This window comes from Phyllobacterium sp. K27, from assembly GCF_054796155.1.
Genome location: NZ_CM139240.1, coordinates 2,104,295 through 2,122,907 on the forward strand (window position 1 = coordinate 2,104,295; position 18,613 = coordinate 2,122,907).

The window sequence follows — 18,613 nt, forward strand, 5'->3', positions numbered from 1 at the left end:
TGCAATCAAACAGTAGCCTCAGGGTGAGCTTGTCGAACCACGTACAGCAATCCTGCAATATACGCCCCTTAGTTTCAACACTAACTCCAATATGGCTTTACTCCCATGCATGACATTAAATGGATCGTCCAGAATCCGCAGGCTTTCGACGCAGCAATGGCCAAGCGTGGAATGGATTCGATCTCGTCACGCTTGATTGAGCTGGACGAAAAGCGGCGGCAATCCATTGCCAAGTCTCAAACTTTGCAAGAACGCCGCAATGCGGCCTCCAAAGAAATTGGCAAGGCGATGGCTGCCAAGGATCAGGTGACAGCCGACCGGCTCAAGGCAGAAGTTGCCGATATAAAGCATTTGCTTTCCTCTGCCGAAGAGGAGGAGCGTCAGCTGGAACGTGCGCTCAACGAGGCGCTCGAAGTGCTACCCAATATTCCGCTGGACAGTGTGCCTTTAGGTAAGGATGAAAGCGACAATGTGGAAACGCGCCGTGTTGGCCATCTCAAGAACTTCTCATTCGAACCGAAAGAACATTTCGAGATAGGCGAAAAGCTTGGATATATGGATTTCGAGCGGGCTGCACGTCTGTCCGGCAGCCGTTTTACCGTATTGAAGAGCCAGCTTGCCCGGCTGGAACGGGCGCTTGGGCAGTTCATGCTGGATATACACACCATGGAGCATGGCTATACCGAGGTCAGCCCGCCACTATTGGTCAATGACGATACGCTTTACGGCACGGGGCAATTGCCGAAATTTGCCGAAGATCTCTTCAAGACCACCGATGGCCGCTATCTCATACCCACCGCCGAAGTGCCGTTGACAAATCTGGTACGCGAGGAAATCCTCGATATTCGTGATCTGCCGATCCGCATGACTGCGTTGACTGCATGTTTCCGATCGGAGGCAGGTTCCGCCGGACGAGATACACGCGGTATGCTGCGTCAGCATCAATTCATGAAGGTGGAACTGGTCTCAATTACTGATGCGGAGCGCTCTGTTGAAGAGCATGAACGCATGACCTCCTGCGCAGAAGAGGTTCTCAAACGCCTCGATCTGCCATTCCGCACCATGACGCTTTGCACTGGCGATATGGGGTTTGGCGCGCAAAAGACCTATGATCTGGAAGTATGGCTTCCGGGGCAAAAATCGTACCGGGAAATTTCAAGCTGTTCCGTTTGTGGTGATTTCCAGGGACGGCGGATGAATGCCCGCTACCGGCCAGAGGGCGAGAAATCCACCCGCTTCGTTCATACTTTGAATGGGTCTGGCACTGCTGTAGGCCGGGCATTAATAGCTGTTGTCGAAAATTATCAGAATGAGGACGGCAGCGTTACAGTTCCTCAAGCACTTGTACCCTATATGGGTGGACTGACACGGATCGAAAAAGCGGCGTAAACAAACGGGGTAGGGCGATGCGGATTCTCTTGACCAACGATGATGGAATTCATGCGGAAGGTCTGAGCGTTCTTGAACGTATTGCCCGCCAGCTTTCTGACGATATTTGGGTCATCGCGCCAGAGACCGACCAGAGCGGACTTGCTCATTCCCTGACGCTTTCCAACCCATTGCGGTTGCGCAAGATTGATGACCGCCATTTCGCAGTGAGCGGTACGCCGACTGATTGCGTCATCATGGGTGTCAAGCATGTGATGCCTGAACGGCCTGATCTTGTCCTTTCGGGTGTCAATTCCGGCTCGAACACTGCGGATGATGTTACTTATTCGGGCACGATCGCTGGTGCTATTGAAGGCACATTGCTGGGGATCAAATCCATTGCGTTGTCACAGGAGTATAATCTCGACGGTGGCGCTCGCGTCCTGCCATGGGAGATTGTGGAAGAGCGTGCTCCGGACGTGATCAGAAAGGTGCTTGGCGTCGAACTCACCAAGGGTGTTCTCGTCAATATCAATTTCCCCAGCTGTCAGCCTTTTGAGGTCGCGGGTACCCGTGTAACCGTACAGGGAAAGCTGTCGCACGGGCTGACGATTGAGGAGCGTCACGATGGACGCGGTTTGCCCTATTACTGGCTTCGATATGGACGCGGCAAGGATGTTCCTGCCGAGAACAGCGATGTTGCAGCGATTCGCAACAATTTCATTTCCATAACACCTTTGCAGCTTGATCTGACCTCTCACGAGATGCGAGCTGTTCTTGAGGAAAGATTTACATGAAACCAGCCATGTCCGAGCGTGAAGGTTTTGCCGCTTTTGTGCTGCGTATGCGCAGATTGGGCCTGAGCGATCAGAGACTGATGGGCGCGCTTGAGGCGACGCCTCGCATGAGCTTTGTGGGCGGCAACCTTGGGAATGTAGCCTATAGTCGGGGCATACTGCCTATCGAATGCGGAGAATTCATCGAAGGTCTGGATTTGCAGGCCCAATTAATCAAAACGCTGGAACTGGAACCGTCGCATCGGGTTCTGGAAATTGGAACAGGTTCCGGCTTTACGGCTGCGGTCATGGCCCGGCTTTCAGGACGCGTCCTGTCACTTGAGCGCTACCGTACGCTCGTTGAGCTTGCCCAGCAGCGTATTCAGGCTTTGAAAATCGAAAACTGCATCATCAAACACGCAGACGGGCGATTGGGACTTGCGAGCGATGGTCCCTTTGACCGGATCATCGTTTGGTCCGCGTTCGATGCCATGCCGAGGCATTTCGTCGACCTTCTTTCGTCCAACGGTATTCTGGTGGCACCGATCGGCCCTGTTGACGGAGAACAGACGGTTGCGCGTCTAACAAAGATTGGAAGCCGCTTCGACCAACAAGACATGATGCGCGTGCGGTTCTTACCCTTGGCAGAAGGGGTTTCCTCGGCGCTTTAGCAGGTGACGGCAGAGCCAACCGTTTACGAGTTTGGTGAATCTTTTGCAAATTTTTGAAAGTTTTAACGGTCGGGTAACATTAACGCGATCTAATGCGTCTAATATTCTTGTATGAGTACGGGCGGGATTAAGCGATGCGTTTGAGTACACTAGACAAAGCGTCACGGCGGTTGGCTGTCAATGCCGCCATTCTCACAGTTGCCGGCATTGCTGCTGGTTGCAGCTCCGGAGTGTCACGTTTCTCCAGTGCAGATTTCAGCTCTGGTTACAGTGATAACCAGAGAACAGTGATGCAGACCCAGAATAATGGTTCTGTGACGCCGGTCGATTCAACCTACACTGCCTCGGTCAATAGTGCACCGGCATCGGGCGGTGTTCAGCGCGGTAGCCTCCCGCCAGTTGGCAGCCAAAGCGCTTCGTCGTTGCCGCCGGTTTCATCGCAGCCTTCACGCCCGGCACTTGCTCCCGTTGCAAACAATACGCCAATGCGTCAAGAGCAGGTTGCTATGGCAGCGCCCATGCGGACGGCACCGGCAGGATCGGCAACGCTGAAGACTCCAGATGGACGTGAAGCCACAATGCCTGCGGCCACTACATCCGCCCAGGTTGCAGCAAAACCCATCGCGACCTCAGTGGCAAGCGGCACCTACAAGGTTCAGTCCGGTGATACGCTACATGCTATTTCGCGCAAGACCGGCGCGAATATCGATGCGATCAAACAGGCCAACAACATGCAGGACGCGACGGTTCGTCTTGGACAGTCGCTGATCATTCCGCCATCCAATTCATCGCTGGCCCAAAATGTTGCCAATACGATGAAACCCAAGGGCGGCACAGATCAGGTAAAGACGGCCGCTACGCCGCCCGTTGAGCAGCCCAAGGTTGTTGCGAGCGCACCTGCTCAAGTCGCACCGGCTGCTGCTGCCGCCGGATCGGAAGCCAAGCCTTATACCCCGCCACAAGCGAGTGATAAGACCGCCGGTGAAGCCGAGAAGCAGGTTGCATCCGCGCCCTCCGCTGCGGGTGCAACGCAATTGCGCTGGCCTGTGCGTGGCCGTATCGTTGCCAATTACGGGAAAGGCAGCGATGGTATCGACATTTCGGTTCCGGAAGGCACACCCATTAAGGCCGCTGAGAGCGGTGTTGTGATCTATTCCGGCGACGGCTTGAAGGAATTCGGCAATACGGTACTGGTCCGCCATGATAATGGTCTGGTTACTGTCTACGGTAATGCAAGCAAGCTGAATGTTCAGCGTGGCCAGAAGGTCAAGCGTGGCGAAGAGCTGGGTTCGTCAGGCATGACCGGCAATGCGACAACGCCAAAGCTGCACTTTGAGGTTCGAAAGAACTCAACCCCAGTCGATCCAACAAAATACCTCGAACTATAATTGTTCCATTGGTTCATCGAAAAAGCCCGCGTCGAAGGATGCGGGTTTTTTCGTTTAGAGCTTCTTGCCGAGGCGTCCGGCCAAATCCTGTATGAACTGCCAGGCAACGCGGCCGGAGCGCGCTCCACGTGTGGTGGACCACTCCAGTGCCTGCGCATGAAGCTGGTCTTTTTCCATGACAAGATCGAAATGTGCGGCATAGCCGTCGATCATTGCCAGATAATCATCCTGGCTGCATTTATGAAATCCAAGCCATAGACCAAAGCGATCCGATAGCGAAACCTTCTCCTCCACCGCTTCAGATGGATTGATGGCCGTCGAACGCTCATTCTCGATCATATCGCGTGGCAGTAGGTGGCGGCGGTTCGATGTCGCGTAAAAGATTACATTGTCCGGGCGGCCCTCGACGCCGCCTTCAAGCGCAGCTTTCAATGATTTGTACGACGTATCATCATGGTCGAAAGAAAGATCGTCGCAAAAAAGAATGAACAGGTAGGGCGTGTTCTTGATGAGGCTCATCAATGCCGGCAGGCTGTCAATGTCTTCGCGGTGGATTTCGATCAGCTTGAGCGGGTGAGCGGCGACGGGAGTATCAGCATTAACCGAAGCATGCACGGCTTTCACTAGCGAGGACTTGCCCATGCCACGCGCACCCCACAGCAGGACATTATTGGCCTGCATACCGTCGGCAAACCGTTTGGTATTATCAAAGAGAATATCGCGAACTGTGTCGACACCGCGGATCAGAGAGATATCAACGCGATTGACCTTGCTGACAGGATCGAAACCGAGGCGGGCAGGGTTCCATACAAAACAGTCGGAAACTTCCAAATTGATTGGTTGCGGAGCAGGCGGCGCCATGCGCTCAAGTACAGCAATCAAGCGGTCAAGTTTTTCGCTCAGCAGTTCTTCCGTCATACCGATCAGGGTCCTTGTTTTCGTCAGCCCGTCGTCACTATCATGTTGACCGATAATGGAAAAGCAGCCTCGTTGGTTTTGTACTGTTGCTTTTGCCAGCTTAAACATTGTATTGCGCTGGTTCTGACTGTTTCAAATTTGATCTATCTGGAGGTCCTATGTTCGTAACTCCCGCATATGCACAGGCTGCTGGTGGCGCACCGGAAATGCTGATGAGCATCCTGCCGTTCATTCTGATCTTCGTGATCATGTATTTTCTGATCATTCGCCCGCAGCGTACCGCCGCGAAGAAGCGTGAAGAGCAGCTGAAGAGTATTCGTCGCGGCGACACAATCATCACCGGCGGTGGTTTTATTGCCAAGGTCACGAAAGTTTACGAAGACACTGGCGAACTTGATGTTGAAATCGGCGATGGCGTAAAGGCCCGTGTCCTTCGCGGCATGGTTGCAGACGTTCGCGTCAAGGGCGAACCGGTTGCCGACAACAAGAAATAAAGCTTAAGTGACGGGCGGCCCTGGAGCCGCCCTTCTGATTCTTGAGGTTGCGACCGTATGCTTTACTTTAGCCGCTGGAAGACTGTTCTCATCTGGGCTGTGGTCCTTGCCGGACTAATACTTTCGCTTCCCAATGCCTTTACGCAAAATCAGCTGGACAGTCTGCCGGACTGGTTGCCCAAGAAGCAACTCGCGCTGGGGCTCGATCTTGAAGGCGGCTCACGCATGCGCCTGCAGGTGGATAAAGAACATCTGCCTGATACGAATGCGACTGTTGCCGTTCTTACACGGCGCCTAAACGAGCTTGGCTACTCGAACCCGCATGTTGTAACTGAACGGAATGGCCGGGTGCTGATCGAGGTGCCGGGGCTTTACGATTCGCAACTGCTCAAGGACATTTTGAGCATCACGGGCGAGTTAAGCTTTCGTATGGTAGATACGTCGATGCCTGTGCAAGAGGCAATCGATGGTACGCCGCCAGAAGACGATGAGGTGGTCTATTCTTTTGACGATCCGCCCGTTGCTTACCTCGTCAAGAAAGAACCACTTGTTACCAACCAGAATTTTGTCGATGCGCAAGCAGGCATCGATACCGCCACGCAACAGCCAGTGATTACATTCCATCTGGACAGTGTGGGTGCGGATCGCTTCTCCAAGGCCACGACAGCCGGAATCGGGCAGTCATTTGCCATCGTTCTCGACGATCAGGTTCTCTCTGCTCCTGTTATCCAGGAAGCCATACCAGGCAATATGGGGCAAATAGCCGGCAATTTCGATCTTTCCGGCGCCAGCAATCTGGCACTTGTCATGCGTGCTGGCGCTTTGCCTGCCAGTGTGACTGTCATTGAAGAGCGGACAGTGGGTACTGACCTTGGTGCTGCATCTGTCTCATCCGGCAAAATTGCCGCACTCATTGGGGCGGTACTGGTTATCCTCTTCATGATTTTGACCTATGGATTGCTTGGGGTGATCGCCAGTATTGCGCTGGTAGTGAATGTCGTTCTCATTCTGGCTGTGCTGACATTGTTCGGCGCGCCGCTGACCCTTGCTGGCGTTGCCGGTATCGTTCTCACCATCGGCATGGCTGTCGACTCCAATGTGCTGATTTATGAGCGCATTCGCGAGGACAGACGGGCGGGTTTCTCGGTCATACAGGCGATTGATTCCGGATTTGCCCGAGCGCTTGCAACTATTGTTGACGCCAATGTCACAACATTGATTGCGGCTCTGGTGCTCTTCACACTTGGCAGCGGTCCTGTGCATGGATTTGCGCTCACTGTGACAATCGGCATTGTAACGACGTTATTCACGACATTCACGCTGACGCGGCTGCTGGTTTCGGTTTGGGTTCAACGCTCCAAGCCGAAAGAAGTGCCTCGCGCTTTGCTCAAGCTGGTTCCATACAATACAAAGATGGGCTTCATGAAGCTACGTGGAATAACGCTGAGCTTTTCAGCACTATCAAGCGTGGTTGCAGTTCTGCTGTTCGTGATGGTTGGCATGAATTTCGGTATCGATTTCAAGGGCGGAACGATGGTTGAAATGCATTCATCGGAAGGCGCCATTGATCTTGATGATGTCTACAGCCGTCTTGACGAACTCAATATAGGCGACGTGAAGATTGAACGCTTCAAATCCGACGACAGAGCGTTGATAACAGTTGGAAGTCAGGGCGAGGGGGAAGATGCAGAACAGACCGTTGGTGTTAAAATTCGCGGCGAGTTTCAGGACGAGTATAATCTTCCGCGGGTAGACGTCATCGGGCCCTCTGTATCCAGTGAACTGTCTCAGGCTGGCGTGCTAGCTGTTGTGCTCTGTCTCGCATTGATCTTTGCCTATGTCTGGTTCCGGTTTGAGTGGCACTTTGCTCTTGGCGCAATTCTCGCAACAATCCACGATGTGCTGGTGCTGCTTGGTATATTCATCGTATTCAGGATGGAGTTCAATCTCTGGAGCATCGCAGCCTTGCTGGCGATTGTCGGCTATTCCTTGAACGATACGGTGGTGATCTATGACCGGGTGCGCGAGAATCTGCGCAAATATGGTAATAAAGTCTTACTCTCCGACCTATTGGATGCATCGATCAATCAGACGCTATCGCGTACGATTCTAACGTCGTTGGCGACCTTCCTCGCTCTCGTCGTTCTTTACCTCTATGGCGGTGATGATGTGCGTTCTTTCGCATTGACCATAGGAGTGGGTATTATTGTTGCAACATACTCGTCTATCTTTGTTGCTGGCCCGCTCTTGATGTTGTTTGGCCTGAAAGGGCATCGTGCGATGGAGGAGCATCCTGCACCGATTTCCGACGAAAGCAGGGTTTAAGCGTGGCAAAAGGTATCGAGATTCGCGATGCGCATTTTCCAGGACGCGCGCCAATTGATGCGTATGGCAATGGCGGCTTTCGCTTTGCGGATATGTCGCATCGTGGTTCAATTTTGTGCCTTCCTTCAGGAATCCATGGCTGGGAGCCAAAGACGCCAATACCGTCTGCTGCTGATTTGGCACTTGTTCTCGAACAATCAGCAGAAATTGAAATCCTTCTGGTTGGCACGGGCACGGAGTTGCGCCGTTTACCAGAAGAATTGCGGGAGGTTTTACGCAAACACCGTATATCCTCCGATCCCATGAGCACCGGCGCGGCAGTTCGCACCTATAATGTGCTATTGGCTGAAAATCGCGCCGTGGCTGCGGCGTTGTTTGCGGTGGATTAATTTTTCGGTCCCGTTATATCTCACGCCATGAATGTCAACGAAACTCACTGCATGCAATTGCTGCGGGACGCCGATCCTGATCGCTATCTGTCAGTCCTATATGCTCCCGAATCCCGCCGCGGCGCCTTGGCGGCACTTTATGCATTCAATGTTGAAGTCGCCCGCATTCGCGATTTGATCCACGATCCCCTGCCTGGCGAAGTCCGGTTGCAGTGGTGGCGCGATTTAATCGGCGGCACAGAGCATGGGGCAGCAGCGGGCAATCCAGTAGCCGCCGCACTTTTGGAAGCAATCGAAACCCATAATCTGCCTCACGCAGCTTTTGATAATTATTGCGAAGCGCGGATTTTCGATTTTTACGATGATCCCATGCCAAGCCGCAATGATCTTGAAGGTTATTGCGGGGAAACTGCCTCGGCCATGATCCAACTTGCTTCGTTGATCCTTGATGCAGAGCAGGCGGCTGGTCAGGCGGATCTGGCCGGACATGCTGGTGTTGCTCAAGCTGTTACCGGGCTTTTGCGGAGTCTGCCGCTGCACCGGCGCCGTGGACAGGTCTATATTCCGGCGGATGTCTTGGCCGCTGTGGGGTGTACCCCGAAAGCCTTGCTCGATGGCAATGATGCAGAAGCAATAAAGCGCGCTGTTACGGCAATGATTGCGCTGGCTGAGGACCATTTCGCGAAGTTTCAGGCAGGCTCTAAAGGGATGCCAAAATCGTTGCACCCCGCCTATCTACCTGCTTGGTTGACGCCTGCCTATCTGAAGCAGCTAAAAACGAAGGGTTTTGATGCTTCCAAAGAGATAGCCGAGATTTCACCACTCCGCCGCCAATGGACGGCGTTCAGAGCGTTGACAGGTTAGATTTACTATTCAACTTGGCTGCAGAACCACGCATGAGGGATTATGCCACCTTGCTTTAAATATCCAGCTCTTCCACAAAGGCAGCGCGATCCTGAATAAAGCGGAAGCGCGCGTCGGGGCGTGTTCCCATCAGATCATCGACTGCCAGGCGCGTTTCGTTGGCCCACTCCTCATCGATCTGAACACGAAGCAAAGTACGCTTCTTGCGATCCATCGTCGTTTCTTTCAGCTGATCGGCACGCATTTCGCCGAGCCCCTTGAACCGGCCGATTTCGATCTTTCCCCGTCCCGTGAAAAGCGTTTTCATCAACTCATCCTTATGAGCATCGTTGCGCGCATAAGCCACTGTTCCGCCTTGAGCGATCCGATAAAGCGGCGGGACACCAAGGAACAGATGGCCGTTACGGATAAGATCGGGCATTTCCTGATAGAAGAATGTGATCAACAATGATGCGATGTGGGCACCATCAACGTCAGCATCCGTCATGATGATGATACGATCATAACGCAAATCTTCATCCCGATATTTTGACCGCGTGCCGCAGCCAAGCGCCTGAATGAGATCACCAATCTGCTGATTGGCTGTCATTTTTTCGCGGCCGGCGCTGACAACGTTCAGAATCTTACCGCGTAAAGGCAAGACGGCCTGTGTTGCACGATCACGTGCCTGCTTTGCCGAACCACCAGCGGAATCACCCTCAACGATAAAGAGTTCTGCCCCTAACGCCCCACTCTGGCTACAATCTGCCAGCTTGCCCGGCAACCGCAGTTTTTTCACTGCTGATTTTCGGTTGACCTCTTTTTCCTGACGGCGCTTCACCCGCTCTTCCGCGCGATCCACCACCCAATCGAGCAATTTGGATGCTTCCTGCGGCGATGCGGCAAGCCAATGGTCAAATGGGTCGCGGATAGCGTTTTCGACAAGGCGTTGCGCTTCGACCGTGGCAAGCTTGTCTTTGGTCTGGCCGACGAATTCAGGTTCGCGAATAAAGACTGAAAGCATGGCGGCAGATGAAATCATCACATCATCGGTGGTGATAATCGATGCACGCTTGTTGTTTGTCAGTTCCGCATAGGCTTTCAAACCACGGGTGAGGGCGATGCGCAGTCCTGCCTCATGTGTTCCGCCTTCGCCGGTCGGAATGGTGTTGCAATAAGAATTGACGAAGCCATCGCCGCCATACCAGGCGACGGCCCATTCCATCGAGCCATGCCCACCTGACTTTTCAGTCTTTCCGGCAAACACCTCACGGGTGACCTGAAAATCCTTGCCGAGCGAGGCGGCCAGATATTCTTTCAGCCCGCCGGGGAAATGGAAAACTGCCTTGTCGGGTGTCGGGTCTTTGGGATCAAGCAGCGAGGGGGCGCAATTCCAACGAATCTCAACGCCGCCGAACAAATAGGCTTTAGACCGCGCCATCTTGTAGAGTCGCGCTGGGTCGAATTTCGCCTCCTGACCAAAAATTTCCGCATCCGGGTGGAACGTTATACGTGTGCCACGCCGGTTCTGCACCTCGCCCACTTCTTCAAGCGGGCCAAGCGCTATGCCGCGCGAAAAACGCTGGCGATAAAGACGGCGGTTACGCGCGACTTCCACTTCAAGATGATCGGAAAGCGCGTTGACCACCGATACGCCAACACCATGCAGGCCGCCGGATGTTTCATACACTTTGGAATCAAACTTACCGCCTGCGTGCAACGTCGTCATGATAACTTCGAGTGCGGATTTATCCTTGAATTTCGGGTGAGCATCAACCGGGATGCCGCGGCCATTATCCGTTACTGACAGATAGCCATTTTCGTCGAGATCGATGTCAATGAAATTGGCATGTCCGGCAACGGCCTCGTCCATCGAATTATCAATGACTTCAGCAAAAAGGTGGTGCAGCGCGCGCTCATCCGTACCGCCAATATACATGCCGGGGCGGCGGCGAACTGGTTCCAGACCTTCGAGCACCTCAATGTCAGACGCATTATAGTTACCGCTCGTTTCCGGAACAGCGCGCGCAGGTGCTCGAGCCGCAGCTGACTGGACAGGCGCAACGGCGGGAGCCACCGCAACCTGTGAAGGTATTTCGGGTTTCTTGGCCGGTGCTGCTGCTTCTTGCCGCTCGCGAGCAGTTTTCACGATTGCTGAAAATAGGTCGTTAGTATCATCCATGGCAGGCCAGTATTTTATGGTTTCGAATCACTTGTGATCTTTGCATGGTTCGGATTCAAACGCGATGCTCGTTCGCCATATGTTCCAAGGCTCACCGTCAAAGATAACAGTGAATCCCCATATTTTAAGCGGCTTCAAGCGCTGCGATGCGATCTTCCAGCTGGGTAATTCGACTGCCGAGCTTTTCATGATAATTCTTGAGTATGCGGATTTCGGTATTGATGGTGGCTGCATCTTCGGCGGTGTCCATAGGTGCCTGACCAATTCCATGCATCAACCATGTCGGCGTCACACCAAGAAAACCGGCCAGCATGACCAATCTGTTGGCGCGCGGCTCTGACCGGTCTGATTCCCATGCCAGGATTGTCTGGGTCTTTACACCAATACGCTCGGCAACTTGCGAAACGCTCATGGATTTGGCATCGCGAGCGCGCAGCAGTCGTCCGCCCATAGTGTCCATGTCGGGTGTTTCAGTCATGATGTTTGAGCGAAAATTCATGGAGATTCTCCGGTTTTTCTTGTTTTTTCGATCCTGGGAGGGCTTGTTGCACCATCTACAGCTCCAAAAGTCAAATTTCGCAGCTATTTCGCACGATTGTTTGCACGGCGAGATTGCTTTTTCTGGCGGAGCAGATATGCCAAAATTCCTACCAGCAGGCTTTCATCAGAAAGGTTACGGCGATGGAAAATACGACCTCACAACAGGTGCGGGGCGTTTCTGCAATGGCTGTTGCCATGTTCCTCCTGCCTATGATGGACGCTATCGCCAAGTGGCTTTCGGTCTTTGATAGCTTGCCCCCGGCAACGGCCACACTTTTCAGGTTTGTCGTCCAAACCATTTTGACGATTATTATTATCATCCCCATGACGGGATTCAAATCGCTGAAGCCAGTCAAGCTATGGGGAAACCTGTTTCGAGGCTTCCTCATGGGCGTCGGCAGCCTGTGCTTTTATGCGGCTGTGAAATACATGTCGCTTGCCGATGCCATGGCTGTGTTTTTCGTAGAACCGCTGATGTTGACCGTTCTGTCGGCGCTCATTTTGAAAGAGCAGGTTGGTTGGCGACGCCGGATCGCCGTGGCCATCGGCTTCATCGGTACATTGATTGTGATACAGCCAAGCTGGGCGTTATTCGGCTGGGTATCGCTGCTGCCGCTTGGTACGGCCGCTGTCTTCGCGATCTATCTCATTCTGAACCGGCGCTACGGTACCGTGGACACGCCACTTGTGATGCAGCTTTATGCTGGGGTGGGTGGAACGATTACCGTTATGCTTGCCCTCATTCCAGCCGCACTTTTCGGCGTTCAGGACATGACATTCGCCATGCCCGGCAATGCCATGTCGTGGTTTCTGCTGTTCATGATGGGGTTGATAGCGACAATCGGGCACCTGTTGATCACGCAAGCCTCGCGGCTTGCACCGGCCTCACTGCTGGCGCCGTTTCAATATCTTGAAATTGTCATGGCTGTTCTCATCGGACTTTTGGTTTTCAATGATTTTCCAACGCCATCAAAATGGGTCGGGATCATCATAATCATTGCGTCGGGTGCTTATCTGATCTGGCGCGAGGGGAAAATACGCACAGTCCGGAAACCCGCATACAATTGATAGGCAGCGGTTGAGCAAAGTTGTTTTTCACAATAGAAACAAAGATCTGTTGGGAGGTCTAAGTGTTTAAAAAAATTCTGATTGCCAATCGTGGTGAGATTGCGTGCCGCGTTATCAAATCGGCACGCAAGATGGGCATTGCAACAGTAGCGGTCTATTCCGATGCTGACCGCGATGCCGTGCATGTCGAGATGGCTGATGAGGCCGTGCATATCGGGCCGGCTGCTGCCTCCGAAAGCTATTTGGTTGCCGAAAAGATCATCGCAGCCTGCAAGGAGACGGGTGCTGAAGCTGTCCATCCCGGTTACGGGTTTTTATCTGAACGTGCTTCCTTTTGCGAAGAACTGGAAAAGCAGGGCATCATATTCATTGGCCCGAAACCACGCGCGATCATCGCAATGGGCGACAAGATCGAATCGAAGAAGTTTGCCAATGAAGCAAAGGTCAGCACAGTACCCGGTTCGCCCGATGTAATTGTCGACGTCGCACATGCGGAACGGATTGCCGGCGAAATCGGCTATCCTGTCATGATCAAGGCATCCGCTGGCGGCGGTGGCAAGGGTATGCGCATAGCTTGGAATGAAGCTGAAGTGCGCGACGGCTTTGAGCGCGCCACTTCAGAAGCGCGCAATTCCTTCGGCGACGATCGCATTTTCATCGAAAAGTTCATTGTTGATCCTCGGCACATTGAAATTCAGGTTCTGGCCGACAGCTTTGGCAATTGCATCTATCTTGGCGAACGTGAATGTTCCGTTCAGCGCCGCAACCAGAAGGTTGTTGAGGAAGCCCCATCACCATTTCTGGATGAGGCAACCCGCAAAGCTATGGGCGAACAGGCTGTCGCCCTGTCCAAGGCAGTTGATTATCAGAGCGCCGGGACTGTTGAGTTTATCGTCGATAAGGATCGCAATTTCTACTTTCTTGAGATGAACACGCGCTTGCAGGTGGAGCATCCCGTAACCGAACTCATTACCGGCATTGATCTGGTTGAACAGATGATCCGCATTGCTGCGGGAGAGAAACTTGCGATCAAGCAGAGCGACGTGAAGCTCAATGGCTGGGCTGTCGAGAGCCGTCTTTATGCAGAAGATCCCTATCGTAATTTCCTGCCGTCAATCGGACGTTTGACACGGTATCGCCCTCCGCTCGAAGGTCCTGTAGGCAAAGCAATCATCCGCAATGATACCGGCGTGACGGAAGGTTCAGAAATTTCGATGTTCTACGATCCCATGGTGGCAAAGCTTTGCACCTGGGCGCCGACACGGCTGGAAGCCGTGGATGCGATGGCAGATGCGCTCGACAACTTTGTTGTTGACGGCATTGAACATAATATTCCGTTTCTTGCAGCCCTGATGCAACACCCCCGCTGGCGGGAAGGCAGACTTTCTACTGCTTTCATCGCCGAAGAATTCCCCGATGGGTTCCAACCGATATCGCCGACGTCAGACGACCTCAATATTCTCGCTTCGATTGCACTTTCTGCTGAATTGGTAAGGAAAGAGCGGCTTGACCGTCTTGGCGATCGTCTTCGCCCGCATTCGGGACAGATTCATGCCGAATGGGAAGTGCGGATCGGCGATGATTACGTGCCAGTCATTATTCGCAGCAGCGCAGTAAAACCTCCCGTCAAGTTCGAATTCTCCTTGCGAAATGGCGACTTTATTCCTGTTCGCAGTGATTGGCGTCCGGGGGAGGCTGTCTGGGACGGTTATGTGGACGAGCGCCCGGTGAAGGCGCAGTTGCGTCCGGTTGCCAACGGTATGCGGATTGACTGGAAAGGTTTGTCAGTGGTTGCGCATCCCATGCAAAAGCACGTCGCAGCGCTGGAAAAACTGATGCCAGTCAAGATACCGCCGGATACGTCCAAACTTCTGCTTTGCCCGATGCCAGGCTTGCTCGTCTCGGTAAATGTGAGCGAAGGGCAGGAGGTTAAGGCGGGTGAAACACTTGCTATTGTTGAAGCCATGAAGATGGAGAATGTGCTTCGCGCCGAGCGCGATCTGACAGTTTCCGCCATCAACGCGAAGCAGGGCGACAGCCTTGCGGTGGACGCTGTTATTATGGAGTTTGATTAGGGTCCGGACCCTAGAGCGGAGAACATCCAAATGGAATCGTTCTACTGGAGGGAATTCGTGAACAAGGTCGAGGGATTTGGCGAGGCCGATGCCTTTCCATCGGACGAGACTGAAGCCCGATGGATTTGGTCCGAATTCACCCGGCCCTTCGGGTTTCCGGCTGGCGGCCAACCACGTTGTCAGGCGGCTTCGGACGATGGAAAGACATCGACCTCGCCACCTTCCTCATGGATTGTCTCGCCATCCGAGAAACAGAACTGGTTCCATTTGAATGTTCTCCTAAGCCCGCTTTATAGGGCCGAAGACGCCTTCAAAAGATTCAAGCAATGCGCGGTCGAGATCATGCATTTCGACCGGCAGACCGAGATCGACAAGGCTGGTGACGCCATGGCCGCGTACGCCACAAGGAACGATGCCATCGAAATGTGACAACTCCGGCTCCACATTGATGGAGATGCCGTGAAAGCTCACCCATTTACGCAGCCGAATGCCAATAGCGGCGATTTTGTCTTCTGCAGGCGAACCATCGGTCAGTGCAGGGCGATCCGGTCTGGTAACCCAGACGCCGACACGGTCTTCGCGCCGCTCGCCCTTCACATTGAAAGAAGCGAGAGTGGAAATGATCCATTGCTCGAGTGCGGTAACGAAGGCGCGGATATCTTCGCGCCGACGTTTCAAGTCGAGCATCACATAGGCCACGCGCTGACCGGGGCCATGATAGGTATATTCGCCCCCCCGACCGGTTGCGTAGACTGGGAATCGGTCACTCGCAAGCAGGTCTGTCTCCTTGGCACTTGTGCCTGCCGTATAGAGCGGCGGATGCTCCACAAGCCAAACCAGCTCAGATGCGGTGCCATCTCTGATGGCTGCGACACGTTCTTCCATGAAGGTTAGGGCAAAGTCATAATTGGTGAGGCCTTCAGCCACTGTCCACTCCACCGGCGGTGATCCGTCTTGCGGCAGAAAAGCGGAAGGGAGTTCATCTCGGCTGGACTTCATAGAGTGGACAATTCCAATTAAGACTGCCTGTCATGCTCCACGAGGGGAGATCAAGGATGGGTCTCGCGCATATGGACTTTTTCGCAGGTAATTTCCAGTGGGATGCGATGGGCGCGGCTTTTTGACAAGTTTATGAAAAACTATCCGAGATATCGCGTGATAGGGCTTGTTTCCCGGAAACCTATTTGCTACTAGCGCCAAGCTGACATGTTCGGCTTCTACCACAGTGCGGTCGTGGCGGAATTGGTAGACGCGCAGCGTTGAGGTCGCTGTGTCGCAAGACGTGGAAGTTCGAGTCTTCTCGACCGCACCAAAGTATTTTTTCACATACTTGCTTTTAAAGCATAATACGGCGTCCATCGGGCGCCGTATTGCTTTTTGGGGTAAGGTCTCAAAAGCCCTCCACTTCTACTGGGCCAGTCCAACCTAGATACGGCGGATGCGTGTCATAAGAGGTCGCGAGCGAGAAACTGATCGGTCGATTGCTGGATTAGGATGAACCCAAATAAATGGGGACTGATCCATTGTCATCACATGTTGATCCGCTTTTGCAACCCTATCAGCTTAAACATTTGCGGCTTAAAAACCGTATCATGTCGACCAGTCATGAGCCGGCCTATTCCGAAGATGGCATGCCGAAGCGGCGTTACAGGCTTTATCATGCGGAAAAGGCCAAGGGCGGCATTGCGCTGACAATGACGGCGGGATCTGCTGTTGTGTCGCGGGAATCGCCACCCGCGTTCGGTAATCTGCATGCCTATAAAGATGAGATTGTGCCGTGGTTGCGTGAGCTGGCAGACGATTGTCATGAGCACGGTGCTGCCGTGATGATACAGCTGACGCATCTTGGCCGTCGCACGAGTTGGAACAAGGCCGATTGGCTGCCTGTCGTCTCCGCTTCGCCAATCCGTGAGCCAGCACACCGCGCTTTTCCGAAAGAGGCCGAAGACTGGGATATTGAGCGGATTATCATGGATTATGCTTCTGCTGCGCAACGTATGCAGGCGGCGGGACTGGATGGTATCGAGTTTGAAGCATATGGCCATCTCATGGACGGCTTCTGGTCACCGGCAACCAACAGGCGAGAAGACGAATATGGCGGTTCGCTGGACAACCGCTTGCGTTTCACATGGGCGGTGATTGATGCTGTGCGCAAAGCTTTAGGACCGGATTTCATTGTTGGCATCCGCATGGTGGCAGATGAGGATTGGGAGCAGGGGCTTTCAAAACAGGAAGGTGTGGAGATTGCCCGGCGTATTGCAGCATCGGGAAAGTTTGATTTTCTGAACATTATTCGGGGGCATATCGATACGGATGCGGCCCTGAATGAAGTGATACCCATTCAGGGCATGCGCTCTTCCCCACATCTCGACTTTGCCGGCGAAGTCCGCAGAGAGACGAAGTTTCCGGTGTTCCATGCGGCCAGAATTGCTGATGTTGCGACCGCCAGGCACGCGGTTGCGGAAGGTAAACTCGATATGGTGGGGATGACACGCGCTCACATTGCGGACCCGCATATCGTACGCAAAATCATGGCGGGTGAAGAGCATCGGATACGGCCCTGTGTTGGGGCAACTTATTGTCTTGATCGAATTTACGAAGGCGGCGAGGCGCTGTGTATTCATAACGCGGCGACTGGCCGCGAGCTTTCAATGCCGCATGTAATTTCCAAGTCCAATCTGAGCAAGTCTGTCGTCGTCGTGGGGGCTGGTCCTGCGGGACTTGAGGTGGCGCGCGTTGCGGCGGAAGCTGGTCATAGGGTGGAGGTTCTGGAGGCGGCAGATCAAGCGGGCGGTCAAGTGACGCTCGCATCGAAAAACCCTCGCCGCAAGGAAATGATCGGCATTGTGGACTGGCGGCTTGCTGAGCTTGAACGCCTTGGTGTTCCGCTACGATACAACGTATGGGCGGAGGCAAATGACATTGTAACGCTTGATCCTGACATAGTGGTTATCGCCACGGGTGGACTGCCTCAGAACCCACCGCTCGCTGCCGGCGACGATCTTGTCACGTCAAGCTGGGATATTCTGGCTGGCTCTGTCAAACCCGGTGAAAATGTCCTGCTTTACGATGACAATGGCGGGCATCAGGCCATGAGCGCAGCCGAATTCATCGCACAAGGTGGCTCGAAACTGGAACTGGTCAGCCCGGAGCGCTTTTTTGCGCCAGAAATGGGAGGCATGAATCATGTGCCTTACATGCGTGCGTTCCAACAGCACGGTGTGCGCGTGACGATCAACACCCGACTATTGTCGGTCGAGCGCAACGGCAATCAACTCATTGCCGTACTAGGCTCGGATTACGCTCCGGATTACCGGGAAGAACGAATGGTCGATCAGGTGGTTGTGGAGCATGGCACCCTGCCCATGGACGACCTTTACCGCGAGTTGAAACCGCTTTCGCGCAATGGCGGCGCGATCGATTATGACAGGCTCATCAATGGCGGCGCAATTTTTCCGATTCGCTCAGGAGGTAAGTTCGATCTTCTGCGTATTGGGGACGCTGTTCACGCCCGCAACATTCATGCGGCAATTTATGATGGCTTGCGATACGCGATCCGTTTTTAAAAATGGGCAG

General features: G+C 53.6%; 15 protein-coding genes and 1 tRNA gene. 12 read left to right on the forward strand and 4 right to left on the reverse strand.

Translation table 11 applies throughout. The features are described from left to right. Window positions 1–105 precede the first annotated feature (105 nt). From serS to ACYJL1_RS10305, 4 genes are all read left to right on the forward strand, one after another. Complete coding sequence (gene serS / locus ACYJL1_RS10290) at window positions 106–1,389, forward strand: serine--tRNA ligase (RefSeq protein ID WP_460895324.1); 1,284 nt, start codon at window positions 106–108, stop codon at window positions 1,387–1,389. Between the two features lie 17 nt (window positions 1,390–1,406). Continuing rightward, window positions 1,407–2,165 carry a 5'/3'-nucleotidase SurE gene (surE, locus tag ACYJL1_RS10295; protein ID WP_460895325.1) on the forward strand — a complete coding sequence of 253 codons (759 nt, stop codon included), beginning with the start codon at window positions 1,407–1,409 and terminating at the stop codon, window positions 2,163–2,165. Then, the gene (locus tag ACYJL1_RS10300; protein ID WP_460895326.1) at window positions 2,162–2,815 is read left to right on the forward strand and encodes a protein-L-isoaspartate(D-aspartate) O-methyltransferase; all 654 of its coding nucleotides are present in this window, start codon (window positions 2,162–2,164) and stop codon (window positions 2,813–2,815) included. The genes surE and ACYJL1_RS10300 overlap by 4 nt, the downstream gene beginning before the upstream one ends. Before the next feature lie 134 nt (window positions 2,816–2,949). Further along, a complete protein-coding gene (locus tag ACYJL1_RS10305) occupies window positions 2,950–4,203 on the forward strand; it encodes a peptidoglycan DD-metalloendopeptidase family protein (RefSeq protein WP_460895327.1) in 1,254 nt (417 codons plus the stop codon). 54 nt (window positions 4,204–4,257) lie between these two features. On the opposite strand, the gene ACYJL1_RS10310 is transcribed toward ACYJL1_RS10305, so the two are convergent. Next, the gene (locus ACYJL1_RS10310; RefSeq protein ID WP_460895328.1) at window positions 4,258–5,121 is read right to left on the reverse strand and encodes an ATP-binding protein; all 864 of its coding nucleotides are present in this window, start codon (window positions 5,119–5,121) and stop codon (window positions 4,258–4,260) included. Between the two features lie 158 nt (window positions 5,122–5,279). Here ACYJL1_RS10310 and yajC point away from each other — a divergent pair, with 158 nt between their 5' ends. From yajC to ACYJL1_RS10330, 4 genes are read left to right on the forward strand one after another with little or no spacing between them, the layout of a single operon-like run. Continuing rightward, complete coding sequence (yajC, locus tag ACYJL1_RS10315; protein ID WP_460895329.1) at window positions 5,280–5,615, forward strand: preprotein translocase subunit YajC; 336 nt, start codon at window positions 5,280–5,282, stop codon at window positions 5,613–5,615. A 57-nt stretch (window positions 5,616–5,672) separates the two neighbouring features. Continuing rightward, window positions 5,673–7,940 carry a protein translocase subunit SecD gene (gene secD, locus ACYJL1_RS10320; RefSeq protein ID WP_460895330.1) on the forward strand — a complete coding sequence of 756 codons (2,268 nt, stop codon included), beginning with the start codon at window positions 5,673–5,675 and terminating at the stop codon, window positions 7,938–7,940. A gap of 2 nt (window positions 7,941–7,942) precedes the next feature. Further along, window positions 7,943–8,329 (forward strand): Mth938-like domain-containing protein, encoded by a 387-nt coding sequence (locus tag ACYJL1_RS10325; protein ID WP_460895331.1) that lies wholly within the window; start codon window positions 7,943–7,945, stop codon window positions 8,327–8,329. 27 nt (window positions 8,330–8,356) lie between these two features. Beyond that, window positions 8,357–9,193 carry a phytoene/squalene synthase family protein gene (locus ACYJL1_RS10330; protein WP_460895332.1) on the forward strand — a complete coding sequence of 279 codons (837 nt, stop codon included), beginning with the start codon at window positions 8,357–8,359 and terminating at the stop codon, window positions 9,191–9,193. Between the two features lie 55 nt (window positions 9,194–9,248). Here the strand turns inward: ACYJL1_RS10330 and parE are convergent, their stop codons facing one another. Together parE and ACYJL1_RS10340 are read right to left on the reverse strand one after the other, a co-directional pair. Further along, on the reverse strand, window positions 9,249–11,354 hold the full coding sequence (gene parE, locus ACYJL1_RS10335) for a DNA topoisomerase IV subunit B (protein ID WP_460895333.1): 2,106 nt from the start codon (window positions 11,352–11,354) through the stop codon (window positions 9,249–9,251). A 124-nt stretch (window positions 11,355–11,478) separates the two neighbouring features. Continuing rightward, window positions 11,479–11,853 carry a helix-turn-helix domain-containing protein gene (locus ACYJL1_RS10340; RefSeq protein ID WP_460895334.1) on the reverse strand — a complete coding sequence of 125 codons (375 nt, stop codon included), beginning with the start codon at window positions 11,851–11,853 and terminating at the stop codon, window positions 11,479–11,481. 182 nt (window positions 11,854–12,035) lie between these two features. Between ACYJL1_RS10340 and ACYJL1_RS10345 the strand changes: the two genes are divergently transcribed. Together ACYJL1_RS10345 and ACYJL1_RS10350 are read left to right on the forward strand one after the other, a co-directional pair. After that, window positions 12,036–12,962 carry a DMT family transporter gene (locus ACYJL1_RS10345; RefSeq protein WP_460895335.1) on the forward strand — a complete coding sequence of 309 codons (927 nt, stop codon included), beginning with the start codon at window positions 12,036–12,038 and terminating at the stop codon, window positions 12,960–12,962. Between the two features lie 62 nt (window positions 12,963–13,024). After that, window positions 13,025–15,037, forward strand: coding sequence for an acetyl-CoA carboxylase biotin carboxylase subunit (locus ACYJL1_RS10350; RefSeq protein WP_460895336.1), 2,013 nt, complete (start codon window positions 13,025–13,027; stop codon window positions 15,035–15,037). Window positions 15,038–15,316: 279 nt separating this feature from the next. Here ACYJL1_RS10350 and lipB read toward each other — a convergent pair whose 3' ends face one another. Continuing rightward, window positions 15,317–16,036 (reverse strand): lipoyl(octanoyl) transferase LipB, encoded by a 720-nt coding sequence (gene lipB, locus ACYJL1_RS10355; RefSeq protein ID WP_460895337.1) that lies wholly within the window; start codon window positions 16,034–16,036, stop codon window positions 15,317–15,319. A gap of 228 nt (window positions 16,037–16,264) precedes the next feature. Between lipB and ACYJL1_RS10360 the strand changes: the two genes are divergently transcribed. Both ACYJL1_RS10360 and ACYJL1_RS10365 read left to right on the forward strand, forming a co-directional pair. Continuing rightward, window positions 16,265–16,349: transfer RNA gene (locus ACYJL1_RS10360), tRNA-Leu, on the forward strand. A gap of 196 nt (window positions 16,350–16,545) precedes the next feature. Further along, window positions 16,546–18,603 (forward strand): oxidoreductase, encoded by a 2,058-nt coding sequence (locus ACYJL1_RS10365; RefSeq protein WP_460895338.1) that lies wholly within the window; start codon window positions 16,546–16,548, stop codon window positions 18,601–18,603. The last annotated feature ends 10 nt before the right edge of the window (window positions 18,604–18,613 follow it).

Bases quoted from the DNA above. Each gene is read 5' to 3' on its own strand.
- serS (WP_460895324.1), top strand. From the start codon at position 106: ATGCATGACATTAAATGGATCGTCCAGAATCCGCAGGCTTTCGACGCA.
- surE (WP_460895325.1), top strand. From the start codon at position 1,407: ATGCGGATTCTCTTGACCAACGATGATGGAATTCATGCGGAAGGTCTG.
- ACYJL1_RS10300 (WP_460895326.1), top strand. From the start codon at position 2,162: ATGAAACCAGCCATGTCCGAGCGTGAAGGTTTTGCCGCTTTTGTGCTG.
- ACYJL1_RS10305 (WP_460895327.1), top strand. From the start codon at position 2,950: ATGCGTTTGAGTACACTAGACAAAGCGTCACGGCGGTTGGCTGTCAAT.
- ACYJL1_RS10310 (WP_460895328.1), bottom strand. From the start codon at position 5,121: ATGACGGAAGAACTGCTGAGCGAAAAACTTGACCGCTTGATTGCTGTA.
- yajC (WP_460895329.1), top strand. From the start codon at position 5,280: ATGTTCGTAACTCCCGCATATGCACAGGCTGCTGGTGGCGCACCGGAA.
- secD (WP_460895330.1), top strand. From the start codon at position 5,673: ATGCTTTACTTTAGCCGCTGGAAGACTGTTCTCATCTGGGCTGTGGTC.
- ACYJL1_RS10330 (WP_460895332.1), top strand. From the start codon at position 8,357: ATGAATGTCAACGAAACTCACTGCATGCAATTGCTGCGGGACGCCGAT.
- parE (WP_460895333.1), bottom strand. From the start codon at position 11,354: ATGGATGATACTAACGACCTATTTTCAGCAATCGTGAAAACTGCTCGC.
- ACYJL1_RS10340 (WP_460895334.1), bottom strand. From the start codon at position 11,853: ATGAATTTTCGCTCAAACATCATGACTGAAACACCCGACATGGACACT.
- ACYJL1_RS10345 (WP_460895335.1), top strand. From the start codon at position 12,036: ATGGAAAATACGACCTCACAACAGGTGCGGGGCGTTTCTGCAATGGCT.
- lipB (WP_460895337.1), bottom strand. From the start codon at position 16,036: ATGAAGTCCAGCCGAGATGAACTCCCTTCCGCTTTTCTGCCGCAAGAC.
- ACYJL1_RS10365 (WP_460895338.1), top strand. From the start codon at position 16,546: ATGGGGACTGATCCATTGTCATCACATGTTGATCCGCTTTTGCAACCC.